Source organism: Intestinimonas sp. HCP28S3_D6 (genome assembly GCF_052065695.1).
GTDB lineage: Bacteria > Bacillota > Clostridia > Oscillospirales > Oscillospiraceae > Intestinimonas.
This window is the reverse complement of the sequence record NZ_JBQHTM010000002.1, coordinates 42,555-64,528: the sequence shown is the minus strand read 5'-3', so window position 1 is coordinate 64,528 and position 21,974 is coordinate 42,555. Positions and strand designations below refer to the sequence as shown.

30 protein-coding genes are annotated in these 21,974 nt (G+C 62.8%); 7 read left to right on the top strand and 23 right to left on the bottom strand.

Annotated features, from left to right (window positions below):
• Positions 1-9: 9 nt before the first annotated feature.
• The 9 genes from ACTNBK_RS01310 to ACTNBK_RS01270 form a co-directional block, all read right to left on the bottom strand.
• Entirely contained in the window at positions 10-1,809 is a 1,800-nt protein-coding gene (locus ACTNBK_RS01310) for an NADH-ubiquinone oxidoreductase-F iron-sulfur binding region domain-containing protein (RefSeq protein WP_441142928.1), read from the bottom strand.
• Between the two features lie 16 nt (positions 1,810-1,825).
• Positions 1,826-2,194: a (2Fe-2S) ferredoxin domain-containing protein gene (locus ACTNBK_RS01305; RefSeq protein ID WP_294515469.1), complete on the bottom strand. Its 369-nt coding sequence runs from the start codon at positions 2,192-2,194 to the stop codon at positions 1,826-1,828.
• Positions 2,195-2,236: 42 nt separating this feature from the next.
• A complete protein-coding gene (locus ACTNBK_RS01300) occupies positions 2,237-2,776 on the bottom strand; it encodes an ATP-binding protein (RefSeq protein ID WP_441142926.1) in 540 nt (179 codons plus the stop codon).
• A gap of 44 nt (positions 2,777-2,820) precedes the next feature.
• Positions 2,821-3,315: an NADH-quinone oxidoreductase subunit NuoE gene (gene nuoE, locus ACTNBK_RS01295; protein WP_294515465.1), complete on the bottom strand. Its 495-nt coding sequence runs from the start codon at positions 3,313-3,315 to the stop codon at positions 2,821-2,823.
• A 160-nt stretch (positions 3,316-3,475) separates the two neighbouring features.
• Entirely contained in the window at positions 3,476-4,186 is a 711-nt protein-coding gene (locus ACTNBK_RS01290; protein WP_441143029.1) for a PHP domain-containing protein, read from the bottom strand.
• A 41-nt stretch (positions 4,187-4,227) separates the two neighbouring features.
• A complete protein-coding gene (locus ACTNBK_RS01285; protein WP_130848302.1) occupies positions 4,228-4,557 on the bottom strand; it encodes a DRTGG domain-containing protein in 330 nt (109 codons plus the stop codon).
• Positions 4,554-5,894 carry a [Fe-Fe] hydrogenase large subunit C-terminal domain-containing protein gene (locus ACTNBK_RS01280; RefSeq protein WP_441142923.1) on the bottom strand — a complete coding sequence of 447 codons (1,341 nt, stop codon included), beginning with the start codon at positions 5,892-5,894 and terminating at the stop codon, positions 4,554-4,556. The genes ACTNBK_RS01285 and ACTNBK_RS01280 overlap by 4 nt, the downstream gene beginning before the upstream one ends.
• A 52-nt stretch (positions 5,895-5,946) precedes the next feature.
• Positions 5,947-6,369: an ATP-binding protein gene (locus ACTNBK_RS01275; RefSeq protein ID WP_294515461.1), complete on the bottom strand. Its 423-nt coding sequence runs from the start codon at positions 6,367-6,369 to the stop codon at positions 5,947-5,949.
• Between the two features lie 2 nt (positions 6,370-6,371).
• Complete coding sequence (locus tag ACTNBK_RS01270) at positions 6,372-6,713, bottom strand: DRTGG domain-containing protein (protein WP_130848305.1); 342 nt, start codon at positions 6,711-6,713, stop codon at positions 6,372-6,374.
• A 365-nt stretch (positions 6,714-7,078) separates the two neighbouring features.
• Here ACTNBK_RS01270 and serC point away from each other — a divergent pair, with 365 nt between their 5' ends.
• Together serC and ACTNBK_RS01260 are read left to right on the top strand one after the other, a co-directional pair.
• Positions 7,079-8,164: a 3-phosphoserine/phosphohydroxythreonine transaminase gene (gene serC / locus ACTNBK_RS01265; RefSeq protein WP_441142921.1), complete on the top strand. Its 1,086-nt coding sequence runs from the start codon at positions 7,079-7,081 to the stop codon at positions 8,162-8,164.
• A 48-nt stretch (positions 8,165-8,212) separates the two neighbouring features.
• Positions 8,213-9,382, top strand: coding sequence for a phosphoglycerate dehydrogenase (locus ACTNBK_RS01260; protein WP_441142919.1), 1,170 nt, complete (start codon positions 8,213-8,215; stop codon positions 9,380-9,382).
• A 62-nt stretch (positions 9,383-9,444) separates the two neighbouring features.
• Here the strand turns inward: ACTNBK_RS01260 and ACTNBK_RS01255 are convergent, their stop codons facing one another.
• Positions 9,445-9,672, bottom strand: coding sequence for a helix-turn-helix domain-containing protein (locus ACTNBK_RS01255; protein WP_441142918.1), 228 nt, complete (start codon positions 9,670-9,672; stop codon positions 9,445-9,447).
• A gap of 101 nt (positions 9,673-9,773) precedes the next feature.
• Here ACTNBK_RS01255 and ACTNBK_RS01250 point away from each other — a divergent pair, with 101 nt between their 5' ends.
• Positions 9,774-9,965: a hypothetical protein gene (locus tag ACTNBK_RS01250; RefSeq protein ID WP_441142916.1), complete on the top strand. Its 192-nt coding sequence runs from the start codon at positions 9,774-9,776 to the stop codon at positions 9,963-9,965.
• Between the two features lie 644 nt (positions 9,966-10,609).
• Here the strand turns inward: ACTNBK_RS01250 and ACTNBK_RS01245 are convergent.
• Positions 10,610-11,674, bottom strand: a complete 1,065-nt coding sequence (locus ACTNBK_RS01245; protein ID WP_441142914.1) for a sensor histidine kinase — start codon at positions 11,672-11,674, stop codon at positions 10,610-10,612.
• Between the two features lie 301 nt (positions 11,675-11,975).
• Between ACTNBK_RS01245 and gap the strand changes: the two genes are divergently transcribed.
• The 4 genes from gap to ACTNBK_RS01225 all read left to right on the top strand — a co-directional run bounded on the left by gap (position 11,976) and on the right by ACTNBK_RS01225 (position 14,997).
• Positions 11,976-12,989: a type I glyceraldehyde-3-phosphate dehydrogenase gene (gene gap, locus ACTNBK_RS01240; protein ID WP_441142912.1), complete on the top strand. Its 1,014-nt coding sequence runs from the start codon at positions 11,976-11,978 to the stop codon at positions 12,987-12,989.
• Positions 12,990-13,131: 142 nt separating this feature from the next.
• Positions 13,132-13,506: a GntR family transcriptional regulator gene (locus ACTNBK_RS01235; RefSeq protein WP_294515782.1), complete on the top strand. Its 375-nt coding sequence runs from the start codon at positions 13,132-13,134 to the stop codon at positions 13,504-13,506.
• 1 nt (position 13,507) lies between these two features.
• Positions 13,508-14,365 carry an ABC transporter ATP-binding protein gene (locus ACTNBK_RS01230; protein WP_441142910.1) on the top strand — a complete coding sequence of 286 codons (858 nt, stop codon included), beginning with the start codon at positions 13,508-13,510 and terminating at the stop codon, positions 14,363-14,365.
• Positions 14,362-14,997, top strand: coding sequence for an ABC-2 transporter permease (locus ACTNBK_RS01225; protein WP_441142908.1), 636 nt, complete (start codon positions 14,362-14,364; stop codon positions 14,995-14,997). The genes ACTNBK_RS01230 and ACTNBK_RS01225 overlap by 4 nt, the downstream gene beginning before the upstream one ends.
• A 45-nt stretch (positions 14,998-15,042) precedes the next feature.
• Here the strand turns inward: ACTNBK_RS01225 and ACTNBK_RS01220 are convergent, their stop codons facing one another.
• From ACTNBK_RS01220 to secY, 12 genes are all read right to left on the bottom strand, one after another.
• Positions 15,043-15,312, bottom strand: coding sequence for a DUF3343 domain-containing protein (locus ACTNBK_RS01220; protein WP_441142907.1), 270 nt, complete (start codon positions 15,310-15,312; stop codon positions 15,043-15,045).
• Between the two features lie 82 nt (positions 15,313-15,394).
• A complete protein-coding gene (gene rplQ / locus ACTNBK_RS01215; RefSeq protein WP_130848316.1) occupies positions 15,395-15,736 on the bottom strand; it encodes a 50S ribosomal protein L17 in 342 nt (113 codons plus the stop codon).
• 156 nt (positions 15,737-15,892) lie between these two features.
• Positions 15,893-16,846, bottom strand: a complete 954-nt coding sequence (locus ACTNBK_RS01210) for a DNA-directed RNA polymerase subunit alpha (protein WP_130848317.1) — start codon at positions 16,844-16,846, stop codon at positions 15,893-15,895.
• A gap of 120 nt (positions 16,847-16,966) precedes the next feature.
• Positions 16,967-17,596 carry a 30S ribosomal protein S4 gene (rpsD, locus tag ACTNBK_RS01205; protein WP_130848318.1) on the bottom strand — a complete coding sequence of 210 codons (630 nt, stop codon included), beginning with the start codon at positions 17,594-17,596 and terminating at the stop codon, positions 16,967-16,969.
• Positions 17,597-17,617: 21 nt separating this feature from the next.
• Positions 17,618-18,022, bottom strand: a complete 405-nt coding sequence (gene rpsK, locus ACTNBK_RS01200) for a 30S ribosomal protein S11 (RefSeq protein WP_130848319.1) — start codon at positions 18,020-18,022, stop codon at positions 17,618-17,620.
• 15 nt (positions 18,023-18,037) lie between these two features.
• The gene (gene rpsM, locus ACTNBK_RS01195; RefSeq protein WP_130848320.1) at positions 18,038-18,406 is read right to left on the bottom strand and encodes a 30S ribosomal protein S13; all 369 of its coding nucleotides are present in this window, start codon (positions 18,404-18,406) and stop codon (positions 18,038-18,040) included.
• Between the two features lie 18 nt (positions 18,407-18,424).
• Positions 18,425-18,538: a 50S ribosomal protein L36 gene (gene rpmJ, locus ACTNBK_RS01190; RefSeq protein ID WP_006573428.1), complete on the bottom strand. Its 114-nt coding sequence runs from the start codon at positions 18,536-18,538 to the stop codon at positions 18,425-18,427.
• A 194-nt stretch (positions 18,539-18,732) separates the two neighbouring features.
• Complete coding sequence (infA, locus tag ACTNBK_RS01185; RefSeq protein ID WP_033116889.1) at positions 18,733-18,951, bottom strand: translation initiation factor IF-1; 219 nt, start codon at positions 18,949-18,951, stop codon at positions 18,733-18,735.
• A 2-nt stretch (positions 18,952-18,953) separates the two neighbouring features.
• Entirely contained in the window at positions 18,954-19,232 is a 279-nt protein-coding gene (locus ACTNBK_RS01180) for a KOW domain-containing RNA-binding protein (RefSeq protein ID WP_441142902.1), read from the bottom strand.
• Positions 19,232-19,990: a type I methionyl aminopeptidase gene (gene map, locus ACTNBK_RS01175; protein WP_441142900.1), complete on the bottom strand. Its 759-nt coding sequence runs from the start codon at positions 19,988-19,990 to the stop codon at positions 19,232-19,234. Before map ends, ACTNBK_RS01180 begins: the two co-directional genes overlap by 1 nt.
• Before the next feature lie 2 nt (positions 19,991-19,992).
• Positions 19,993-20,634: an adenylate kinase gene (locus tag ACTNBK_RS01170; RefSeq protein ID WP_441142898.1), complete on the bottom strand. Its 642-nt coding sequence runs from the start codon at positions 20,632-20,634 to the stop codon at positions 19,993-19,995.
• A 14-nt stretch (positions 20,635-20,648) separates the two neighbouring features.
• On the bottom strand, positions 20,649-21,974 hold the full coding sequence (gene secY, locus ACTNBK_RS01165; protein WP_441142896.1) for a preprotein translocase subunit SecY: 1,326 nt from the start codon (positions 21,972-21,974) through the stop codon (positions 20,649-20,651).

Sequence of the window (21,974 nt, the reverse complement as noted above, 5' to 3'; positions counted from 1 at the left end):
CTCCCCTCCTTAATGCTTGGAAATGGCGCCGAACCGGCAGTTGTCCATACAGGCGCCGCACTTGATGCACTTGTTGGGGTCGATGACGTGGGGGGCCTTCACCGCGCCCATGATGGCGTTGGCGGGGCAGTTCTTGGCGCAGAGGGTGCAGCCCTTACACTTGCCGGGGTCGATGACGAAGTGGAGCAGGTTCTTGCACACGCCGGCGGGGCAGCGCTTCTCCACCACGTGGGCGATGTACTCGTCCCGGAAGTGGTGCAGGGTGGAGAGCACCGGGTTGGGGGCCGTCTGGCCCAGACCGCACAGGGCGGACTGCTTGATGTGCTCACACAGCTCCTCGATGGTGGCGATGTCCTCCAGGGTGCCGTTGCCCTCGGTGATCTTGCACAGCAGGTCGTAGAGCCTCTTGGTGCCAATGCGGCAGGGGGAGCACTTGCCGCAGGACTCGTCGATGATGAACTCCAGGAAGAATTTGGCGATGTCCACCATGCAGTTGTCCTCATCCATGACGATGAGGCCGCCGGAGCCCATCATGGAGCCGATGGCGCCCAGGGAGTCGTAGTCCATGGGGGTGTCGATGAGGCTGGCGGGGATGCAGCCGCCGGAGGGGCCGCCGGTCTGGGCGGCCTTGAACTTCTTGCCGTTGGGGCAGCCGCCGCCGATGTCCTCGATGACGGTGCGCAGGGTGGTGCCCATGGGGATCTCCACAAGGCCGGTGTTGGTGATCTTGCCACCCAGGGCAAAGACCTTGGTGCCGGTAGAGCCCTTGGTGCCGATGGCGGCGAACTTGTCCGGGCCGTTGTTCAAAATCCAGGTGATGTTGGCGTAGGTCTCCACGTTGTTGAGGAGGGTGGGACGCTGGAAGAGGCCCTTGTTGGCGGGGAAGGGCGGCCGGGGGTGGGGCTCGCCCCGCTTGCCCTCGATGGAGGTCATGAGGGCGGTCTCCTCGCCGCAGACGAAGGCGCCGGCGCCCAGGCGCAGCTCCAGGTCGAAGTCGAAGCCGCTCTCAAAGATATTCTTGCCCAGCAGGCCGTACTCCCGGGCCTGGTCGATGGCCACCTGGAGGCGGTGGACGGCGATGGGGTACTCCGCCCGGACGTAGATGTAGCCCTGGTGGGCGCCGATGGCGTAGCCGGCGATGGTCATGGCCTCAATGACGCTGTGGGGGTCGCCCTCCAGCACGGACCGGTCCATGAAGGCGCCAGGATCGCCCTCGTCGGCGTTGCAGCAGACAAACTTCACCCCGTCGGGGCTGACGGCGTCATGGGTCATCTGCCACTTGCGGCCGGTGGGGAAGCCGGCGCCGCCGCGGCCCCGGAGGCCGGAGGCCAGCACGGCGTCGATGACCTGCTGGGGGGTCTGCTCGGTGAGGGCCCGGCCCAGGGCCTCGTAGCCGCCGGTTCCGATGTACTCGTCGATGCTCTCCGGGTTGATGACGCCGCAGTTGCGCAGGGCGATGCGGTACTGGTTTTTATAGAAGCGGGTGTCGGAGAGGCTGGTGACCCGCTCGGCGTTCTCTCCCTCCTTGTGGAGGAGCCGCTGGACGATGCGGCCCTTGACGATGTGCTCGGAGACGATCTCGGGCACGTCGTCGGGGGTAACGTGGGTGTAGAAGGCGCCCTCGGGGTAGATGAGGACCACGGGGCCCATGGCGCACAGGCCGAAGCAGCCGGTCTTGACCACCCGGGCCTCCTGGTCCATGCCCTGGGCCTTCAGCTCCCGCTCAAAGGCTTCGATGATCTTGGGGCTGTTGGAGGAGGAGCAGCCGGTGCCGGTGCACACCAGGATGTGGGATCGGACAAAGTTCATCTCTTACCCCTCCTCCTTATTCCGCCGCCCCGATGGTGTACTCGGTGACGGGGTTGTGGTTGACCAGATGCTCGGCGACGATGCGGGGCACCTTCTCCGGCGTCAGCTTCACGTAGGTGACCTTTTCCTCTCCGGGAACATAGACCTCGGCGATGGGCTCCAGGCGGCAGACGCCGATGCACCCGGTCTGGGTGACGGTGACGTTCTTCAGCTCCCGCTTGGCCACCTCCTCCAGGAAGGCTGTGAGGACGGGACGGGCACCGGCGGCGATGCCGCAGGTGGCCATACCCACCACGACCCGGATGTCGTCGGCGCTGTTTTCACGGATATCGATCTGCTTCTGCATTTTCTCACGGATGGCTCTGAGTTCTTCCAGGCTCTTCATCGTTTCACTCCCTAACGTGTTGGTCTTGGTCCTTGGGACGGCTCACGCCGTCTCCCCTTCTCCCTCCGCCACATAGGAGCGCATCCACTCGGCCACCTCCGGCTCCGAAAGGGGGACGTCGGGCCCCAGCACGGCCCGGATCTCCGCGGTGTCGAAGCGGAACTCCCCCCGCCCGGTCCGCCGGGTGTAGGTGAGCTCCATCCCCTCCGGCAGGCCCTGGGCCAGTAGGGCCACGGTGGAGGCGGTGTCCCCCAGGGGGGGACAGTCGATGTGGTCGGTGTGGAAGGTGGCGGTGACGGTGGTCCCCACCCCCAGCTGGCTCTCCACCCGCAGGGCTCCGCCGGTCTGCTCCGCCGCCAGGCGGAGGAGAGGCAGGCCCAGGCCCACCTTCCGGGTGGTGCGGGTGGTGGTGAAGGGATCGGTGACATTGGCCAAAAACTCCGGGGACATGCCCCGGCCGTCGTCGGCCACCGTGAGCTGGAGCAGCCCTCCGTCCTCCTCCACCGTCAGGTCCACATGGCGTGCCCCGGCGGCAATGGAGTTCTGGGCGATGTCCAGCAGGTGGAGAGAGAGCTCTTTCATCCCGCAGCCTCCTCACGGCGACCCGGCCCTGTCACCGGGCGCGTTTATTCGTAGCGGTCCAGAATGGCCCCCACCTGATCGGGGGTCAGGCGGCCGTAAACATCGTTGTTGATCATCATGACGGGGGCCAGGCCGCAGGCGCCGATGCACCGGCAGGCATCCAGGGAAAACTTCCCGTCGGGGGTGATGGAGCCGGGCTTGATGCCCAGCCGCTGCTGCACCGCCTCCAGCACGTCGGAGGCACCCTTTACGTAGCAGGCCGTGCCCAAACACAGGCTGATCTGGTACTTGCCCTTGGGGTTGAGGGTGAATTGCGCGTAGAACGAGGCCACTCCGTAGACCTCACTGAGGGGAATATCCAGCCCCTCGGCCACCATGATCTGGACCTCCTCCGGCAGATAGCCGAAGATATCCTGGGCCGCCTGGAGCACGGGCATGGTGGCGCCGGGCTGTCCCTTGTGCTCGGCGATGACCGCCCGCAGCCGTTCCTCTTGCTCCGGGGTACCGTTGTAGGGTACAACGGTCTTCACGTTTGGCATAGTCGCGTTCCTCCTTTTTCCCATACCATGGATCGCCCATCCGGCGGGAGACCGGTGGGATTTCCTCTATTCTAATCGCTGTTTTCGGCCACTTCAACCATTTTCTGAAATGGAACAAACTTTTTACGAATATGACAATGCCCTTTCTCTGTTTCCACGGCTACCTGCCGCCCCGGCGCAGCCAGGCCAGCACCGCCGCCCGGGACCGGGCGGGCACCTCCATGAACTGCTCCGCCTGGACGATCTGGTGGAGGTAATGGGCATCGGTGCCGGTGACCGTCCCCACCCCCCGCAGGTCCCGCCGGGCGCGGGTGAAGTCCGGCGGACACCGCCGGGAGACCTCCGCCAGGGGAAAGCCCATGGCCGGGTCCCACAGGCCCAGGTTGGAGAGCAGGGAGAAGCTCTCCCGGTCGATGTGGGCGGGGTAGGCCACCCCGCCGAAGGACTCCACCAGAGCGGCGGCCTCGTAGACCCCGATGGTGGTGGCGCCGGCCAGCAGGGCCGTCTCCTCCCCCACCACGTTGTCGTCCACGTCCATGAGGAGCTGCCGGCCGAAGATGGTGGGATCATTGGTCCGGCCCTCCATGCGGCGGTAGACCTCCGCCTGGAAGGCCATGGCCCGGTCCAGGTCGGGGAGCAGGCACACCACGTGGACCTCCTCCAGGGTGCACAGCTCCATACCCGGGATGGCCAGCAGGCCGTATTCCTCGGCAGCCTCGCAGAAGGCGGGGCAGTTACCGCAGGTGTTGTGGTCGGTGAGGGCGGCCACATCCAGGCCGGAGAGCTTGCACATGCCCGCGATGGTGGCGGGGGTCATGGCCTCGTCCCCGCAGGGGGAGAGGCAGGAGTGGAAATGAAAATCAAAATACAGTTGGATGAGCGCCCACCTCCCCGCTGGGTCTATGTTGTCTGTTACCGCATGAGCTGCTTGAGCACGGCGGCGGCATCAAAGGTGGAGAGCTTCGTCCCCAGGATGTTGATATTCTGCTGCTCGGCCCGCTGCCGCAGGGCCTCGTCGGGCTTGACGCCCTCGGTGAGCACCACACAGGAGACCTCCGCCATCAGGGCCACGGCGGCCACGTTCTGGTTGGACATGATGGTCAGCCACACATTGCCGGTCTGGGCACGGCCCATGACCCAGCTGAGCAGGTCGCCCACGTAGCCGCCGCTGACCTCCCGCTCGGGTTCGGGCATGATGAATTCTGTCAGGGCCATCACATGGGCCAGTTCTCTTACGTTCAATTCCGGGAACCTCCTTCTGGTTTCTTGCCTGGGACCCGACGCTGCCGGAAGGGCGCGGGCAGGTATTCGTCTGCGTCTCCGGTGCCCGCCATGTACTGCATGCGCTCCCGGACTTTAAAGATACAATCCTCCATACTGGCCCGACCCTGGACCACGTCCTCGGCCAGGGCGTGGCAGGAGGGCGCGCCGCAGGAGCCGCAGTCCAGCCCCGGCAGGCTGCGCTCCAGCTCCTCGATCTTGACCAGCTTCTCCAGGGCGGCGCCCCGGTCCTGGTCCAGCTGGAAGGAGGGTAAGTACTGGAGCTCCCGGTCTACCCGGACCAGCTCCCGGTCGCCGCTGCGGAAGTCGTACCGGCTCCGGGAAACGGGCAGCCCCTTCATCAGCTTCTTGATCCGCATCCGGGCGCCGTAGGGGTTCTCCACCGTGAGGCAGCCCCCCACGCAGCCCTGGGTACAGGCGCACAGCTCGATGAAGTCGGCCTCGGGGAGGCGGCCGTCCTCGATCTCCTCCAGCATGTTGATGCAGTTCTCGATGCCGTCCACCGCCAGGTAGCTCTGACCCAGCCGGGCGGCCGACTCTCCGCCGCAGCAGGCCCAGCCCACTCCCATGATCCCCGCCGAGGTCATGGGCTTGACCTCCTCCAGGTCCCGCATGGGGCCCAGCAGCCGCAGGTAGATGTCACGGATGGCAAAGGCCCCGTCCAGCACCGGCTTTTCCAGGCCCTCCGGGGTGTGGGCCGCCGTTACCTGCGAGGAACAGGGGACGATGGAGAAGATGCCGATCTCCTCCGGAGGAAGGCCCGTCTCGGCCACGGCCTCCCGCCGGGCCAGGATGGCGGCCAGCTCCACCGGGGTGATGGTGGGGTTGACGTTGGGGATGAGCTTGGGGAAGCGGGTGCGGATGAGCCGCAGGATGGTGGGGCAGGCGGAGGAGATCTGAGGCATGACCTTGTTCTCCCCGCTGCTGATGGCGTGGCGGGCGTAGTCGGAGAGGATCTCCGCCGCCCGGGCCGTCTCAAAGACCTTCTGGAAGCCGATCTTCAGAAGGCCGTTCAATACGATGTCAATGTCGTCCAGGTACTGGAACTGGCCGTAGAGGGCGGGGTCGGGGAGGGCCACCCGGTACTGGTACTTCTCCAGCTTTTCCAGGCTGTCGCTCACCGACTTGATGGCCTTGTGGGGGCAGACCTGGATGCACTTGCCGCAGTCGATGCACCGCTCGTTGAGGATGGTGGCCTTGCCGTTGCGGACCCGGATGGCCTCGGTGGGGCAGTTCTTGATGCAGGTGGTACACCCCCGGCAGCGCTTGTATTCCAGAATGACGGAATGTTTCATCATCGTGGGATCACCCCGTTTCCAAGGGGCGTCCTGACGCCGGACGCCCGGTTTTTCAGTTGATGTGGATCTTCATGGTCACCGTGGTGCCCACGCCCACCTGGGTGTCAATCTGCATGTCGTCGGAGCAGCGCTTCATATTGGGCAGGCCCATACCGGCGCCGAAGCCCAGGTCCCGGGCCACGTCTCCGGCGGTGGAGAAGCCCTCCTCCATGGCCTGGTCCACGTCGGGGATGCCGGGGCCATGGTCGGTGAGGCGGATGGTGATGGTGTCCATCCCCACGTCCACCTCCACCTGGCCGCCGTCGGCGTGGATGACCATATTGATCTCGCCCTCGTACATGCAGATGGAGGCCCGGCGAATGACCTCCGGCGGCAGCCCCAGCTTCTTGAGGGTCATCTTCATCTTGCTGGAGGCCTCGCCAGCCTGGATCAGGTCGCCGCCGTCCACCTCATAGTTCAGCTTCAGATCTCCCATGGTCACTCCCCCGCCAGTCCTCTGCTGTACAGCAGGCCGCAGGCGATGAACATGCGCATCTCGGAGCGCATGACCACGATCTCCCGCTCCCTGGCAAGCTCCAGAATGTCCTCGCCCGGCATCTTCCCACGGACGAAGATGATGCACTTCATGTCCATCATCTCGGCGGTACGCACCACCTGGGGGTTGACCATACCGGTGAGCAGCAGCGCCTGGTCCTTCACATAGGCCAGTACATCGCTCATGAAATCGCTGGCGCAGGCCGACCGGACCTCCCGGTCCAGGTACTCCTCGCCGCACAGCACCGTGGCGTTCAGGATGTCTCTGATCTCAAACAGATCCATACGCGCTCCCCTTTCGTCGGCCCGGCGGGCCGCACTGGCTGCCTCCGCGGCGGCGGACCGTTCCCCTTGGTCACACCGGGCAGAGCTTGCTGCTTAACTGTGTTTATTCTATCACATCCCGCCGCCAGATGAAACAGCTTTTTCCACCCCTCCGCCGGGGCCGTTCTTTTTTCCGGCACGAGCGCATTATACAAAGATGGCGGCTTCCGGCGGCCGTTTTTGTGTCTGTCTATCATTGACATTTGTTTTTCATGTGGTATATAATATTCTTTAACACAGTAAAGCGGTTGAAGCCGCGGCACTGGGTGTGGGGCGGGCGCCCCAGGCAAAACCGCCCCAAATTACAAATAGGAGGCTTGTCAACCATGAGTAATGCCCGCGTATACAACTTTTCCGCCGGTCCCTCTATGCTCCCTCTCCAGGTCCTGGAACGGGCGGGCTCAGAGATCACCAACTACCAGGGCTCCGGTATGTCAGTCATGGAGATGAGCCACCGTTCAAAGGTGTTTCAAAAAATCTTTGACGACACCCAGGCCAAGTTCCGCCGCCTGCTGAAGGTCCCTGAGGGCTACAAGGTCCTCTTCCTCCAGGGCGGCGCCTCCACCCAGTTCTCCGCCGTGCCCCTGAACCTCATCGGCAAGACGGGCAAGGCCGACTACGCCGTCACCGGCAACTTCTCCAACCTGGCCTACAAGGAGGCCAAGAAGTACGGCACCATCAACCTGGCCGCCTCCAGCGAGGACAAAAACCACACCTACATCCCCGCCCAGAGCCAGCTGAAGCTGGACCCCGAGGCGTCCTATTTCTACTACTGCGCCAACAACACCATCTACGGCACCGAGTGGCAGTACGTCCCCGACACCGGTGACGTGCCCCTGGTGTGCGATATGTCCTCCGACATCCTGTCCCGTCCGGTGGACGTGAGTAAGTACGGCGTCATCTTCGCCGGCGCCCAGAAGAACATGGCCCCCGCCGGCCTCACCGTGGCCATCGTCCGGGAGGACCTGGCCGGCCATGAGCTGCCCTACACCCCCAAGATGCTGGGCTATCAGCTCATGATCGAGAAGGACTCCATGTACAACACTCCCCCCTGCTGGTGCATCTACATCCTGGGCCTGGTGCTGGACTGGCTGGACGAACAGGGCGGCGTGGAAGGCATGGAGGCCATCAAGCACGGCAAGGCCCAGATGCTCTATGACGTCATCGACAACTCCAAGCTCTTCACCTGCGCCGTGGAGAAGGACTCCCGCTCCGACATGAACGTGACCTTCCGCTCGGCCAGCGAGGAGCTGGACGCCAAGTTCGTCGCCGAGGCCACCGCCGCCGGCTTCACCAACCTGAAGGGCCACCGCAACGTGGGAGGTATGAGAGCCTCCATCTACAACGCCATGCCTGTGGAAGGCGTGGAAAAATTGTGTGATTTTATTAAGGCCTTTGACAAGAACAACTGAAGCGGTCCCTTGACCGCTCCAAATACTGAATATTGGAGGGAATCCACCATGTTTCGCATCAAAACCATGAACAAGATCTCTCCCACCGGCCTGGCCGTTCTGGACGCCACCCGGTTTACCGTCTCCGACAACGTGGAAAACGAGGACGGCATTCTGGTCCGCTCCGCGGACATGCACGAGTACGCCTTCCCCAGCGCCCTGCGGGCCATCGCCCGGGCGGGCGCCGGCACCAACAACATCCCCATCGACCGCTGTTCCGAGGCGGGCATCGTGGTCTTTAACACCCCCGGCGCCAACGCCAACGCCGTGAAGGAGCTGGTCATCTGCGCCCTGATGCTCTCCTCCCGTGATGTGGTGGGCGGCATCGAGTGGACCAAGGCCCAGCTGGCCGCCGGCGAGGACGTGGCCAAGGTGGTGGAGAAGGGCAAGAGCCAGTTCGTGGGGCCCGAGATCGCGGGCAAGAGCCTGGGCGTCATCGGCCTGGGCGCCATCGGCGTGCAGGTGGCCAACATCGCCACCAAGCTGGGCATGGAGGTCTACGGCTACGACCCCTACCTCTCCGTGGACGCTGCCCTCTCCCTGTCCCGGATGGTCCACCATGTCACCGACCTCACCGCCATCTACAAAAACTGCGACTACATCACCATCCACGTGCCCCAGACCCCGGACACCAAGGGCATGCTCAACGCTGCCGCCTTTGACCAGATGAAGACCGGCGTGCGCGTCATCAACCTGGCCCGTGGCGGCCTGGTCAACGACGAGGACATGATCGCCGCCCTGGAGAGCGGTAAGGTGGCCCGGTACGTCACCGACTTCCCCGACAACACCATCACCGCCGCCAAGAACGTGGTGCCCATCCCCCACTTGGGCGCCTCCACCCCGGAGAGCGAGGAGAACTGTGCCCTCATGGCCGCCCAGCAGCTCCGGGACTACCTGGAGACGGGCAACATCCGCAACTCCGTGAATCTGCCCACTCTGGAGCAGGACTGGTCCGGCGAGACCCGGCTGTGCATCATCCACCGGAACATCCCCAACATGCTGGCCTCCATCACCAACACCCTGGCCAAGGACGGGGTGAACGTGGAGAACCTGACCAACAAGTCCAAGGGCAACTACGCCTACACCATCGTGGACGTGGGCCAGCGGGTGGGCGACGCCATAGCCGACGAGATCCGTGCCGTGGATGGCGTCCTCCGGGTCCGGGTCCTCAAACACTGAGCAAAAACAGAACAACACACAAAAACTCCCCCGCGCCCACGGCGCGGGGGAGTTTTCTGTCTTTATAGGTCGGCTTCCTCCACGATCTCAAAGAGGTCCTCCACCCCGCAGTCCAGGGCGGTGATGATCTTGGAGAGATTGTCAACATCGTAGCGCAAAACACTGTTTTTATAATAACCATCAATGGTTTGATATTTGATACCCGTCTTTTGGGCCAGCACATAGCGCGTCATTTGGCGCTCTTCCAAATAACGGTCTAATTTTAATTTTAGTCGTTTCAGAATTATCACCTTATTTCAGTATATACATACTAAAGGTAATAATTCTAATTGACAATTTCCCGCGAGGGGTATACACTCTTTATTGGATATAATAGAGAGGAGATGTGTCTATGTCTGACTATCAAAAGCTCTATTCCATTCTCTTCAACGCCATCACGGATACCCTGGAAGATCTGGGAAAGCAGAACTACGGCATGGCGGCGGAACGCCTGATGCACGCCCAACTGACCACGGAGGCGCTCTACATCGAATCCGGCCCGAAAAAAGAGAAACTCAAGGCGGAAAAAGCGAGCAACATATAGCGGGAGTGGACAACATGTCCGCTCCCGTTTTCCGTCCGTCTCTCTCGGTGGTCCTCCTGCCCCCCCGGCGGCACGGGCGTTACGGAGTAAGCCCGGGACGCAAGAAGCCGGGCGATAGAAGAGCTCCGGGGGGTACATCCAATAGGGGGGCCGCAGCCCCCCTGTGCTTGGTCGTTTTAAGGGGTGGATTGTCAAGGAGGGGGAAATCGAAATCCCCCTCCTTGACTGACTCTTTCGCCCCTTTCTGGTCATTCAGAAAGGGGCCCGCCGGAGGCCGTTCTCCATCGGAGATGGTAACGAAACGATTTTCTTTTAATCAAAGTAATTTCTGTCTGCATTGTTGTCCTCCCTGCCGGGGGCGTTCCTTTCTGCTTGTGCAGAAAGGAACCAAAGACACCCCAGAGAGGGGGGATTCCGATTTCCCCCCTCTCTGGACTCTCCCCCTTGAAACGGCCAACACAGGGGGGCTGCGGCCCCCCTATTGGATGTACCCCCCGGGGCTGTTCTATCGCCGCGCTGCTTGCACCGGCGGCTTATTCCGTAACGCCGCCGGTGCCCGGGGGCTGGGGACCACCGGCCGTCTGCCGCAGCGCCGCCGCAAAAGCAAACGGGCGGGGATTGGCCCCGCCCGTTTAGACGCTGTGCTATTGCAGATCCTCAAAATTGTAGAGCTCCGGCGGCAGCACGTCGGAGAGCTCCACCAACACCGGCAGGAAGCCGCCGCTGTAATCCACCTTTGGGGTGCGAAGCCTCTCTCCCTGCTCCGGTTTGCGGATGGGCAGGGAGACCACGCACCGGGTGACGCCCTCCCGGCTCTCAGCCAGCACGGTACCCCCGTGGAGGACCGCCGTCCGGCGGACCACCTCCAGACCCAGACCGAGCCCCTGCCTGGGGTCCGTGGGGACGACCGCCAGATCCCCGCCGAACATCCGGGCCACGTCCTGCTCCCCCAGGGCCCGGCCGGTATTCCACACCGTCACCACCGCCCGGTGGCCCCGGACGGACAGCTTCAGCCCCAGCTTTCCCTTCCGGCCCGCCGCCTTCATGGCGTTGGACACCAGACACAGCAGCATCCGCCGCAGCAGCCTGTCGTCGCCCACGGTGATCAGACCGGAGGTCTCCAGGGACCAGGTGAAGTCATACCCGCCCATGCGGCAGACACTCTTCACCTCCTCCGCCGTCTCCCGGCACAGTCCGGCCAGATCCATCCCTCCAGGCTGCCAATGTTCCGCCTCTCCACCGGCGAGCGACAGGTGATCGGCCAGCCGGATGATGCGGTAGAGGCCCTGATTGGCCGCCGCCAGATACCGTTTTACCTTTTCCTCATCCGGGACCTCTTCGGTGGGGTCCAGCCGCTGGAGGGCGGCGGACAGGGTGGCGGTCTCCCGCCGGAGCTGGAGGGAAAGCCGCTCCAGTCCGGGCTGACTGGCACTCCCCTCTCTGGACCGCAGCACCACCAGCGTGCCCCCGCCCACCGCCTGCAGGGAGGCGGTACAGGGCCAGCCGTCCACCTCACCGGCCGCCGCCGCCGGCGGACAGGCCTCTTCCAGAAGGGATTTCAGTCCCCCGGGGACCTCATCTCCCGGCCGTAGCCCGGGAAACCGCCCCGCCGCCGCCCGGTTGCAATAGGCCACCTTGCCCTCCCGCAGCAGCAGCACCGGCTCCGGAAAGCCGTCAAAGAGCGTTTGGTTCCAATCCTCGCCGCTCAAATCGCCCCATACCTCCTCGCCGGACACCACGGTCCGCCCTTATTTCCGCCCGCCCGGCACGCTTCATTTGCTTAGTCTGCGCCGGTCATGGGAAAGGTACGTTTTTTTCAGTGTACCAAATTCTGGGCCTCCCTACAAGGCGAAATGTCGAATTTTGTCGAAAAAAATTTGCCGTTTTTTCTTACAAACGAAAGTGAATGAAATTTCTTTAAAAATACCTCTTGATAAAATTCGTCAGCTGCATTATAATGGACCCGCAAAGAAGGGACCCGTCAATATTTTATAAGGAGAGAATGCAGCTATGAGCATCAAAATCGGCATCAATGGCTTCGGCAGAATCGGCCGCCTGGTGTTCCGCGCCGGCCTGACCCGCCCCGACGTGGAGTTCGTGGGTATCAACGACCCCGGCATGACCCCCGACTATATGGCCTATATGCTCCGCTACGACACCATCCACGGCCGCTTCAACGGCACCATCGAGTACGATGAGAACTCCATCACCGTCAACGGCCACAAGGTCATGGTGTACGCCAAGATGAACCCCTCCGAGATTCCCTGGGGCGAGATCGGCGCTGAGTACGTGGTGGAGTCCACCGGCCTGTTCCTGACCAAGGAGAAGGCTCAGGGCCACATCGACGCCGGCGCCAAGAAGGTCGTCATGTCCGCCCCCTCCAAGGACGACACCCCCATGTTCGTCTGCGGCGTGAACCTGGACAAGTACACCTCCGACATGACCTTCGTGTCCAACGCCTCCTGCACCACCAACTGCCTGGCCCCCATCGCCAAGGTCCTCAACGACAAGTTCGGCATCACCGACGGCCTGATGACCACTGTCCACTCCGTCACCGCCACCCAGAAGACCGTTGACGGCCCCTCCAAGAAGGACTGGCGCGGCGGCCGTGCGGCTACCTACAACATCATCCCCTCCTCCACCGGCGCCGCCAAGGCCGTGGGCAAGGTCATCCCCGAGCTCAACGGCAAGCTGACCGGCATGTCCATGCGTGTCCCCACTCTGGACGTCTCCGTGGTCGACCTGACCGTCAACCTGGCCAAGCCCGCCAAGTACGACGAGATCTGCGCCGCCATGAAGGAGGCCTCCGAGGGTGAGCTGGCCGGCGTGCTGGGCTACACCGACGAGGACGTGGTCTCCTCCGACTTCATCAGCGATCCCCACACCTCCATCTTCGACGCCAAGGCCGGCATCGCCCTCACCGATACCTTCGTGAAGGTCGTGTCCTGGTACGACAACGAGTGGGGTTACTCCAACAAGGTGGTCGACCTCATCACCTATATGTACGGCGTGGACCACAAGTAATTTCCCTTTCTCCTATTACGTTGCCCAAAGACCGGACCCATCTGGGTCCGGTCTTTTTTTCTTTTTCCCCTTGACAAATTGGCGCCACTGTGTCTATACTGTATATGCTGAATATATACAGTATACCATCTCGAGGTGAACCATGGACATCATCATCAGCAACAGTGCCGGCGTGCCCATCTACGAGCAGATCACCCAGCAGATGAAGGGCCTCATTCTGCGGGGAGAGCTGAAGGAGGGGGAGGCCCTCCCCTCCATGCGGCTGCTGGCCAAGGAACTGCGTATCTCGGTCATCACCACCAAGCGGGCCTACGAGGAGCTGGAGCGTGAGGGCTTCCTCACCACGGTGCCCGGCAAGGGCTGCTTCGTGGCCCCCAGGGATCTGGAACTGGTCCGTGAGGACTGCCTCCGCCGGGTGGAGGAGCACCTCTCCCAGGCTGTGGACATCGCCAAGGGCGGCGGTATCTCCCTGGAGGAACTCACCGGGGCGCTGAACATTCTATATGGAGACGAGTGATATGGCCAATCTCATCGAAGTACAGGGCCTGTGCAAAAACTACGGCGACTTTTGCCTGGACCACGTAGATCTGACCCTGCCCGGCGGCACCATTCTCGGCCTCATCGGCGAAAACGGCGCCGGCAAGACCACCACCATCAAGGCCATTCTGGGGCTCATTCACCGGGACAGCGGGTCGGTGCAGGTGCTGGGCCGGGAGGTGACTGAGGGCAGCGACTTCCGGGAGGACATCGGCATCGTCCTGGACGAGAGCGCCTTCCACGACCCGCTGAAGGCGCCCCAGGTAGGAAAGATCCTGGCCGGGACCTACCGGAACTGGGACGCCCCCCTCTTTGACGCCTACCTGGACCGGTTCCAGCTGCCCCGGAACAAGAAGATCAAGGAATTCTCCAAAGGCATGAAGATGAAGCTCGCCATCGCCTCCGCCCTGGCCCACCACCCCCGGCTCCTCATCCTGGATGAGGCCACCGCCGGGCTGGACCCGGTGGTCCGCAACGAGCTTCTGGACGAGTTCCTCGCCTTCATCCAGGACGAGGACCACGCCATTCTCCTCTCCAGCCACATCACCAGCGACCTGGAGAAGGCGGCGGACTATGTGACCTACCTCCATAGGGGCCGGGCGGTCCTCCAGGGGGCCAAGGATGAGCTGCTGGACCGCTACGGGCGGCTGGTATGTTCCCGCGCCGACCTGGCGGCGGTGGACCCCGCCCTGCTGGAGGGCACCCGGGTGAGCCAGTTCGGCTGCGAAGCCCTGGTGAAGGACCGGCAGGCCTTCCGGCGGCGGTATCCGGAGCTGACGGTGGACCCGGTGACCCTGGAGGACATCATGGTATTTACGGTAAGGGGGGACGAGGCATGACAGGCCTTGTGAAAAAAGACCTCTATCTCTCACTCAGCATGTTTAAAAGCTATGTGGCGGTGGCGGCCGTCTTTGCCGCCCTCACCGCCTTCGGCATCTACGACATCTCCTTCTTCGTCACCTATGTATCGATCATGTGCATCATGATCCCGGTAAACCTCTTCGCCTACGACGAGCAGGCCCGGTGGGACAAATACGCTGCCGCTCTCCCCTCCGGCCGGGCAGGAGTGGTGAAGGCCCGCTATCTCTTCACCGTTCTGGTCTGTGCCGGCTCCCTGGTATTTTCCCTCCTCCTCCAACTGATCGTAGCTCTGGTCTCCGGCGCACAGGGCCAGGAACGGGTGGACCTCCTCCTCAGCGGCCTCCTCCCCACCGCCTACGGCTGCTTCATGAACGCCATCCTCCTCCCCCTCCTCTTCAAGTTTGGCTCCCAGAAGGCGCGGCTCTACCTGATCCTGGTCCTGGGGGTTGGGGTGGGCGTCATCTTCGGCGGACTCACCGGCCTCAAGGAGATGGGCCTCTCCCTCTCTGCGCTGCGCCTCCCCCTCTTTGTGCTGCCGGTGGTGGGCCTGCTGGCGCTAATCCCCTCCTATCTTCTCTCCAAACGGATCTTTTTCCACAAAGACCTCTGAGTATGTGTAAAATGGGCGCCGCGACTTTCGTCGCGGCGCCCATTTCTATCGAAGCAGCTGCCATTCTGTCCCCACCTGGCGGTAGAGTCGGTCGGCCCGGTCCACCGACGGCGGCTCTCCGTCCCAGTCGAACTGCACACAGGTTCCACAGGCTGTGGAAAGTTCCCGGGGCACCGGCATGAGACGGGTGGAACGGGCACCGGCGCTGTGGAGCACACGGCTGGCCAAAATACTGTCAAATTGTGAGGAAAAGGTGGCCAGATAGGTCATGACGAGCCCTTCTTTCCCCTCCCCCAGGGAGGTGTGTGGAAGCATGGAAGAAAGCCCCTTACGTATCTCCGGTGCACCAGAGATACGTAAGGGGCTTTTCTGGTTCAGCGTGGGGTGATCTTACCGATTACACCAGCTGCACGATGGCCATCTCGGCGGCATCGCCCCGACGGGGGCCGATCTTCACAACGCGGGTGTAACCGCCGTTGCGGGAGGCGTACTTGGGGCCGATCTCGTCAAAGAGCTTCTTGGCCACATCCTCCTTGGTGATGAAGGCCAGAGCCTGACGATAGGTGGCCAGGTTGTTGTGCTTGGCCAGGGTAATCATCTTCTCGGCCACAGGAGCCACTTCCTTGGCGCGGGCGTAGGTGGTCTTGATCTGGCCGTTCTCCAGCAGATAGGTCACCATGGCGCGGAGCATAGCCTTACGCTGGTCAGAACGCTTACCAAGCTTACGATATCCGGACATTGTGATACACTCCTCAATCGGCGTTTCGCACAGCGAACGCCCTTCTCTGTAAATTCGTCCTGAGGGCGCGTGCCCTCGGGAGGACGTGGGACCGGGGATAACCCCGGGTCCGGGAGGGGACGTTACATGCCCCCCGGACCGCCCTCCGGTACAGCCTTAATTGTTGCTGTCGTCGCTGGCCAGGGACAGACCCATCATGGCCAGCTTGTTGATGACCTCTTCCAGGCTCTTGCGGCCCAGGTTGCGCACCTTCATCATCTCGTCCTCGGTCTTGGAGATGAGGTCCTCCACCGTGTTGATGTTGGCGCGCTTGAGGCAGTTGAAGGACCGGACCGACAGGTCCAGCTCCTCGATGGTCAGCTCCAGGACCTTGTCCCGCTGGGCCTCCGCCTTCTCCACCACCGTGGACTTGTTGCCCATGGTCTCAGAGAGATCGGTGAAGAGCATGAAGTGGTCCACCAGGATCCGGGCGCCCAGACTCACCGCGTCCCGGGCGGTGATGGTGCCGTTGGTCCACACCTCCAGGGTCAGCTTGTCGAAGTCGGTGAGGTCGCCCACACGGGTGTTCTCCACCGTGTAGTTCACCTTCTTCACAGGCGTGTAGATCGAGTCCACCGGGATGAGTCCGATGACCGTCTGGGCCGGCTTGTTCCGGTCGGCGGGGACGTAGCCACGGCCGTGGGACAGCGTCAGCTCCATGTTGAGGGAGGCGTCGGGGCCCAGGGTGGCAATGTGGTGGTCGGGATTGAGGACCTCCACCTCGCCGTCAGCCTTGATGTCACCGGCGGTGACCTCGCCTTCGCCGTTGGCCTCGATATAGACGGTCTTCACGCCCTCGGAGTGCAGCTTGGCAATGATGCCCTTCACGTTGAGGACGATCTCAGTCACATCTTCCTTGACGCCGGGGATGGTGCAGAACTCGTGCTGGACACCGGCGATCTTGATGGAGGTCACCGCGGTGCCAGGCAGAGAGGACAGCAGGATCCGGCGCAGGGAGTTACCCAGAGTGGTGCCATAGCCGCGCTCCAGCGGCTCCACCACATACTTGCCATAGGAGCCGTCGCCAGGGTTTTCCACGCATTCGATGCGCGGCTTTTCGATTTCTACCATGAAACAGTTACCCTCCTTGTTGCGGCGGCAGAGCGGGCAGGCTCTGCCGTATCGTCGTTAGGTTCATTGGGACGCGGGGGCGATGCCCCCGCTCTCCCACAGTCGAGGGTATCAAATCGATTACTTAGAATACAGCTCGACGATCAGGTGCTCCTCGATGGGCAGGTCGATGTCCTCCCGGGCGGGAGTGCCGACGACCTTGGCCACCAGGGTGTTCTGGTCGAAATCAAGCCACTTGGGGGCGGGGCGGGAGCCGTTGGCCTCCAGGGAAGCCTTGAACTTATCCAGGCTGCGGCTGGAATCCTTCAGAGCGATGACCTCGCCGGGCTTCACCAGGTAAGAGGGGATATCGACCTTCTTGCCATTGATGGTGAAGTGGCCGTGACGGACCAGCTGACGGGCCTCGGGACGGCTCATGGCGAAGCCCAGACGATAGATGACGTTGTCCAGGCGGGACTCCAGGATGGCCAGCAGGTTCTCACCGGTGACACCCTTCTTGGAGGAAGCCATCTCGTAGTACTTGGCGAACTGGCTCTCCAGCACGCCGTAGTAGCGGCGGGCCTTCTGCTTCTCGCGCAGCTGCATGCCGTACTCGCTCATCTTCTTGTTCCGCGCGTTGCCGTGCTGGCCGGGCGCGAAGGGGCGGCGCTCCATGGCGCACTTGTCGGTGTAGCAGCGGTCACCCTTCAGGAAGAGCTTCTGGCCCTCCCGGCGGCACATGCGGCAGACCGCTCCGGTATATCTTGCCATATTGTAATTCCCTCCTCTAAATCAGACGCGGCGGCGCTTGGGCGGCCGGCAGCCGTTGTGGGGAACGGGGGTCACGTCCTTGATGAGGGTGACTTCCAGGCCCACGGCCTGCAGGGCGCGGATGGCGGCCTCACGGCCGGCGCCGGGGCCCTTCACGTACACCTCCACGGTCTTCAGGCCGTGCTCCATGGCCGCCTTGGCAGCGGTCTCAGCGGCGGTCTGAGCGGCGAAGGGGGTGGACTTACGGGAGCCGCGGAAGCCAAGGCCGCCGGAGGAGGCCCAGCTCAGGGCGTTGCCGCCCATGTCGGTCACGGTGACCATGGTGTTGTTGAAGGAGGAGCGGATGTGCACCTGGCCCTTCTCGATATTCTTACGCTCGCGGCGCTTACGCACCACTTTCTTGCCGTTCTTAGCAGCAGTAGCCATGTGTATCTTCCCTCCTTACTTCTTCTTATTGGCGACGGTACGCTTGGGACCCTTGCGGGTACGGGCGTTGGTCTTGCTGCGCTGGCCGCGGACGGGCAGGCCCTTGCGGTGCCGCATGCCGCGGTAGCAGCCGATCTCGGTCAGGCGCTTGATGTCCATGGCGACATCGCGGCGGAGGTCGCCCTCCACGGTGTAGCCGTTGGCGATCACTTCACGCAGCTTGGCCTCGTCGTCCTCGGTGAGATCCTTCACGCGGGTGTCGGGGTTGATCCCGGCCTCCTTCAGGATCTTGTTGGCGCTGGTGCGCCCAATGCCGAAGATGTAAGTGAGACCGATCTCCACTCTCTTGTCCTTCGGCAGGTCAATGCCGGCAATACGTGCCATATTTCTTCAGCGCCTCCTTTAACCTTGTCTCTGCTTGTGCTTGGGGTTTTCGCAAATAACCATGACTTTGCCCTTGCGCTTAATGATCTTGCACTTCTCGCACATGGGCTTCACGGACGGTCTGACTTTCATTGTTGAAACCTCCTATGAATGCCTGATGGCCCCGGCGGGGGCGGGGGCAAGGCCCCTCGGCCGCCGGTCGTTTACGTCGTGGCAGGGCGGAGCCGCCTGAGGCGGGCCCACCCGTCCTGCTCCTCCGGTCTGGGAAGCGTGCGCTTCCGGGGGCGGAGGCCACCCATTCAGCCGCGGCACAGGCCGCGGACGGATTACTTGCTTCTCCAGGTGATCCGGCCCCGGGTCAGGTCGTACGGAGACATCTGCACCGTGACCTTGTCGCCGGGAAGGATCCGGATGAAGTTCATGCGGAGCTTTCCGGAAATATGGGCCAGGATGATGTGCCCATTTCCGATGTCCACATGGAAGGTCGTGTTGGGCAGGGATTCGGTGACGATCCCCTCCAGCTCGATCATATCGCTTTTTGCCAAGCTTAGTTCCCTCCTTGGTGGCGGAAGGCCCCAAGGGCCCTCCTGAGCTCACTGTCGGACACCGTGAGTCCGTCCTCCAGCTTCCGGATGGCCGGATGCCGGAACGTACCCCGGCACACCATGTCCACATGTCCTGTCTTCTTCCGCTTGGGAGAGGACGCCTTCCGGCGTTTCCCGTCGGCCAGGAGGAAGTAGTCCCCCTCCTGTCCCAGGACGCACAACAGTGTATCCTTATCCCGGCCCGCTGTGGAACGGACGATCCAGCCTCTGCATGCCTGCATCAGAGATCTCCGCCCAAGGGGGTCAGGAGCTCGGGCTCCCCCTCGGTGATGAGGATGGTGTTTTCATAGTGGGCGGCCAGAGAGCCATCCACCGTTACGGTGGTCCAGCCGTCCTTCAGGACCCGGACCTCCCAGCTTCCGGCGTTGACCATGGGCTCCACAGCCAGCACCATGCCCGGCAGCAGCCGGGCGCCGTGTCCGGCGGGGCCGAAGTTGGGCACCTCCGGAGGCTCGTGGAGCTTGGCGCCCACGCCATGGCCCACAAAGCTGCGGACCACGGAGTAACCGTTTTTCTCCACATACTGCTGTACCGCGTGGGAGATGTCGCTCACCCGGTGGCCCGGGGTGGCCATCTTGATGCCCTCAAAGAAGCTCTGGCGGGTCACGTCGATGAGCCGCCGGGCCTCCGGGGAGATCTTGCCGCAGGCGAACGTGCCGCAGCAGTCCCCGTGGAAGCCGTCCAGATAGGCACCCACATCCACACTGACGATATCGCCCTCCACCAGCTTCCGGTGGTCCGGAATGCCGTGGATGACCACTTCGTTGATGGAGATACAGGCGGAGCCGGGGTAGCCGCTGTAATTGAGGAAGGAGGGCTCAGCGCCATGGGAGCGGATGAAGTCCCGCACCGCATGGTCGATCTCCAGTGTGGAGACCCCCGGCTTGACCATGGAACCGGCCAGCGCACGGGCCTGGGACGTCAGGGCCCCGGCCCGGTGCATGAGCTCGATCTCACGATCGGATTTGATGGAGATCATGTTCAATGGGACGCCTCCAGGACCTGCTTGATGGCCCGGGTGGTATCCTCGATGGTGCCCAGGTTGCCGGGCACCACATTGAGCTTGCCGCGCTCCTGATAGAAGTGCTTCAGGGGCTCGGTCTCGTCGTGGTAGACCACCAGGCGGGCCCGGACGGTCTCGGGCTTGTCGTCGTCCCGCTCCACCAGCTCGCCGCCGCACAGGTCACAGACGCCGGCAGTCTTGGGGGGCTTGGACTCCACATGGAAGGGGGTGCCGCACTTGGCGCAGACACGACGGCCGTCCATGCGCTTGACAATGGCCTCATCGGAGATCTCCAGGGAAATGACGTGGTCAAACTGGATGCCGTGGGCTTCCAGGGCCTCAGCCTGGGCGATGGTGCGGGGCACGCCGTCCAGAATGAAACCATTGGCGCAGTCGGCCTCAGCCAGGCGCTCCTGGATGATGCCGATGATGACCTCATCGGGCACCAGCTTACCGGCATCCATATAGCTCTTGGCCTTCAGGCCGATGGGGGTGCCGGCCTTGACGGCGGCACGGAGGATGTTGCCGGTAGAGATGGTGGGGATGTTCAGGTCGCGGGAAAGGATCTCGGCCTGGGTGCCCTTACCGGCGCCCGGAGGCCCTAACAGGATCAGCTTCATACCCACTTACCCCCTTACTCCAGGAAGCCCTTATAGTGACGCATGAGCATCTGGGCCTCCAGAGACTTCATGGTCTCCAGCGCCACGCTGACCACGATGATGATAGAGGTACCGCCGATGGCCAGGTTCCGCACACCGATCAGGTTCTGGGTCACGATGGGGGCGATGGCGATGATGGACAGGTAGATGGCGCCGAACAGGGTGATCTTGCCCAGCACCTTGCTGATGAAGTCGGCGGTGGGCTTGCCGGGACGGAAGCCGGGGATGAAGCCGCCGTTCTTCTTCAGGTTGTTGGCCACCTCAATGGGGTTGAACTGCATGGTGGAGTAGAAATAGCTGAAGCCCAGGATCAGCAGGAAGTAGATGACGGAGTAGAGGACACCGGTGGTGTCAAAGACCCGCATCAGACCGCCGCCGAAACCTTCGCTCTCGGTGGTCCAGCCGGCGAACATGCCGATGGTGGCAGGCAGGGAGGCAATGGACTGAGCGAAGATGATGGGCATGACGCCGGACATGTTCACCTTCATGGGGATGTGGCTGGACTGGCCGCCATACATCTTCCGGCCCACCATCCGCTTGGCGTACTGCACAGGCAGACGGCGCTCAGCGTTGGAGATGAAGACGATGAGGATCACGATGGCCAGCATACCGATGAGGATGAGGATGGCGCCCCACCAGGGGAGCACGAAGGTGCCCTCGGCGGGAGACTCGGCAAAGGAGGCCTGCACGCCGTACCACATGGTCATGACCATGCGGGGCACGCGGGACACGATGCCGGCGAAGAGGATGATGGAGATGCCGTTGCCGATGCCGAACTCGGTGATCTGCTCACCCAGCCACATGACAAAGGCGGAACCGGCGGTAAAGCTGAAGACGATCACGATGCCGGCCCAGATCCCGTTCATGCCGCCCAGCGCCAGCAGGTTGTTGGTGCGGATGAGGGTGTAGTAGCCAAAGCCCTGCAGCAGGGCGATGCCCACGGTGGTATACCGGGTGATGGCCGCAATCTTCTTCCGGCCCTCCTCGCCGCCCTCCTTCTGGAGACGCTCCAGAGCGGGGATGGCGACGGTGAGCAGCTGGATGATAATGGAGCTGTTGATATAGGGCTGCACACCTAGGGCAAACACCGTGGCGGTGGCGAAGGCGCCGCCGCTCATGGCGTTAATCATGCCGAAGATGGTGCCGCTCATGCTGTTGAGGTAGTTGCCCAGCAGTTCCTTATCCACAAAGGGAACAGGGACCGCAGTGCCCAGCCGGAAGATGAGCAGGGCGAAGATGGTGAACATGATCTTCTTCCGCAGCTCAGGAATCTTCCAGGCGTTACGGATGGTCTGGATCAC

Coding starts and splice junctions, on each gene's coding strand:
- ACTNBK_RS01260 (WP_441142919.1), top strand. CDS start 8,213: ATGTTTCGCATCAAAACCATGAACAAGATCTCTCCCACCGGCCTGGCC.
- ACTNBK_RS01180 (WP_441142902.1), bottom strand. CDS start 19,232: ATGCAGGCATGCAGAGGCTGGATCGTCCGTTCCACAGCGGGCCGGGAT.
- ACTNBK_RS01170 (WP_441142898.1), bottom strand. CDS start 20,634: ATGAAGCTGATCCTGTTAGGGCCTCCGGGCGCCGGTAAGGGCACCCAG.
- ACTNBK_RS01300 (WP_441142926.1), bottom strand. CDS start 2,776: ATGAAAGAGCTCTCTCTCCACCTGCTGGACATCGCCCAGAACTCCATT.
- ACTNBK_RS01225 (WP_441142908.1), top strand. CDS start 14,362: ATGACAGGCCTTGTGAAAAAAGACCTCTATCTCTCACTCAGCATGTTT.
- ACTNBK_RS01210 (WP_130848317.1), bottom strand. CDS start 16,846: ATGGTAGAAATCGAAAAGCCGCGCATCGAATGCGTGGAAAACCCTGGC.
- ACTNBK_RS01310 (WP_441142928.1), bottom strand. CDS start 1,809: ATGAACTTTGTCCGATCCCACATCCTGGTGTGCACCGGCACCGGCTGC.
- ACTNBK_RS01270 (WP_130848305.1), bottom strand. CDS start 6,713: ATGGATCTGTTTGAGATCAGAGACATCCTGAACGCCACGGTGCTGTGC.
- rpsD (WP_130848318.1), bottom strand. CDS start 17,596: ATGGCAAGATATACCGGAGCGGTCTGCCGCATGTGCCGCCGGGAGGGC.
- rplQ (WP_130848316.1), bottom strand. CDS start 15,736: ATGTCCGGATATCGTAAGCTTGGTAAGCGTTCTGACCAGCGTAAGGCT.
- serC (WP_441142921.1), top strand. CDS start 7,079: ATGAGTAATGCCCGCGTATACAACTTTTCCGCCGGTCCCTCTATGCTC.
- map (WP_441142900.1), bottom strand. CDS start 19,990: ATGATCTCCATCAAATCCGATCGTGAGATCGAGCTCATGCACCGGGCC.
- ACTNBK_RS01275 (WP_294515461.1), bottom strand. CDS start 6,369: ATGGGAGATCTGAAGCTGAACTATGAGGTGGACGGCGGCGACCTGATC.
- ACTNBK_RS01250 (WP_441142916.1), top strand. CDS start 9,774: ATGTCTGACTATCAAAAGCTCTATTCCATTCTCTTCAACGCCATCACG.
- rpsM (WP_130848320.1), bottom strand. CDS start 18,406: ATGGCACGTATTGCCGGCATTGACCTGCCGAAGGACAAGAGAGTGGAG.
- ACTNBK_RS01230 (WP_441142910.1), top strand. CDS start 13,508: ATGGCCAATCTCATCGAAGTACAGGGCCTGTGCAAAAACTACGGCGAC.
- ACTNBK_RS01280 (WP_441142923.1), bottom strand. CDS start 5,894: ATGATGAAACATTCCGTCATTCTGGAATACAAGCGCTGCCGGGGGTGT.
- gap (WP_441142912.1), top strand. CDS start 11,976: ATGAGCATCAAAATCGGCATCAATGGCTTCGGCAGAATCGGCCGCCTG.
- rpmJ (WP_006573428.1), bottom strand. CDS start 18,538: ATGAAAGTCAGACCGTCCGTGAAGCCCATGTGCGAGAAGTGCAAGATC.
- ACTNBK_RS01305 (WP_294515469.1), bottom strand. CDS start 2,194: ATGAAGAGCCTGGAAGAACTCAGAGCCATCCGTGAGAAAATGCAGAAG.
- nuoE (WP_294515465.1), bottom strand. CDS start 3,315: ATGCCAAACGTGAAGACCGTTGTACCCTACAACGGTACCCCGGAGCAA.
- rpsK (WP_130848319.1), bottom strand. CDS start 18,022: ATGGCTACTGCTGCTAAGAACGGCAAGAAAGTGGTGCGTAAGCGCCGC.
- ACTNBK_RS01220 (WP_441142907.1), bottom strand. CDS start 15,312: ATGCTTCCACACACCTCCCTGGGGGAGGGGAAAGAAGGGCTCGTCATG.
- ACTNBK_RS01235 (WP_294515782.1), top strand. CDS start 13,132: ATGGACATCATCATCAGCAACAGTGCCGGCGTGCCCATCTACGAGCAG.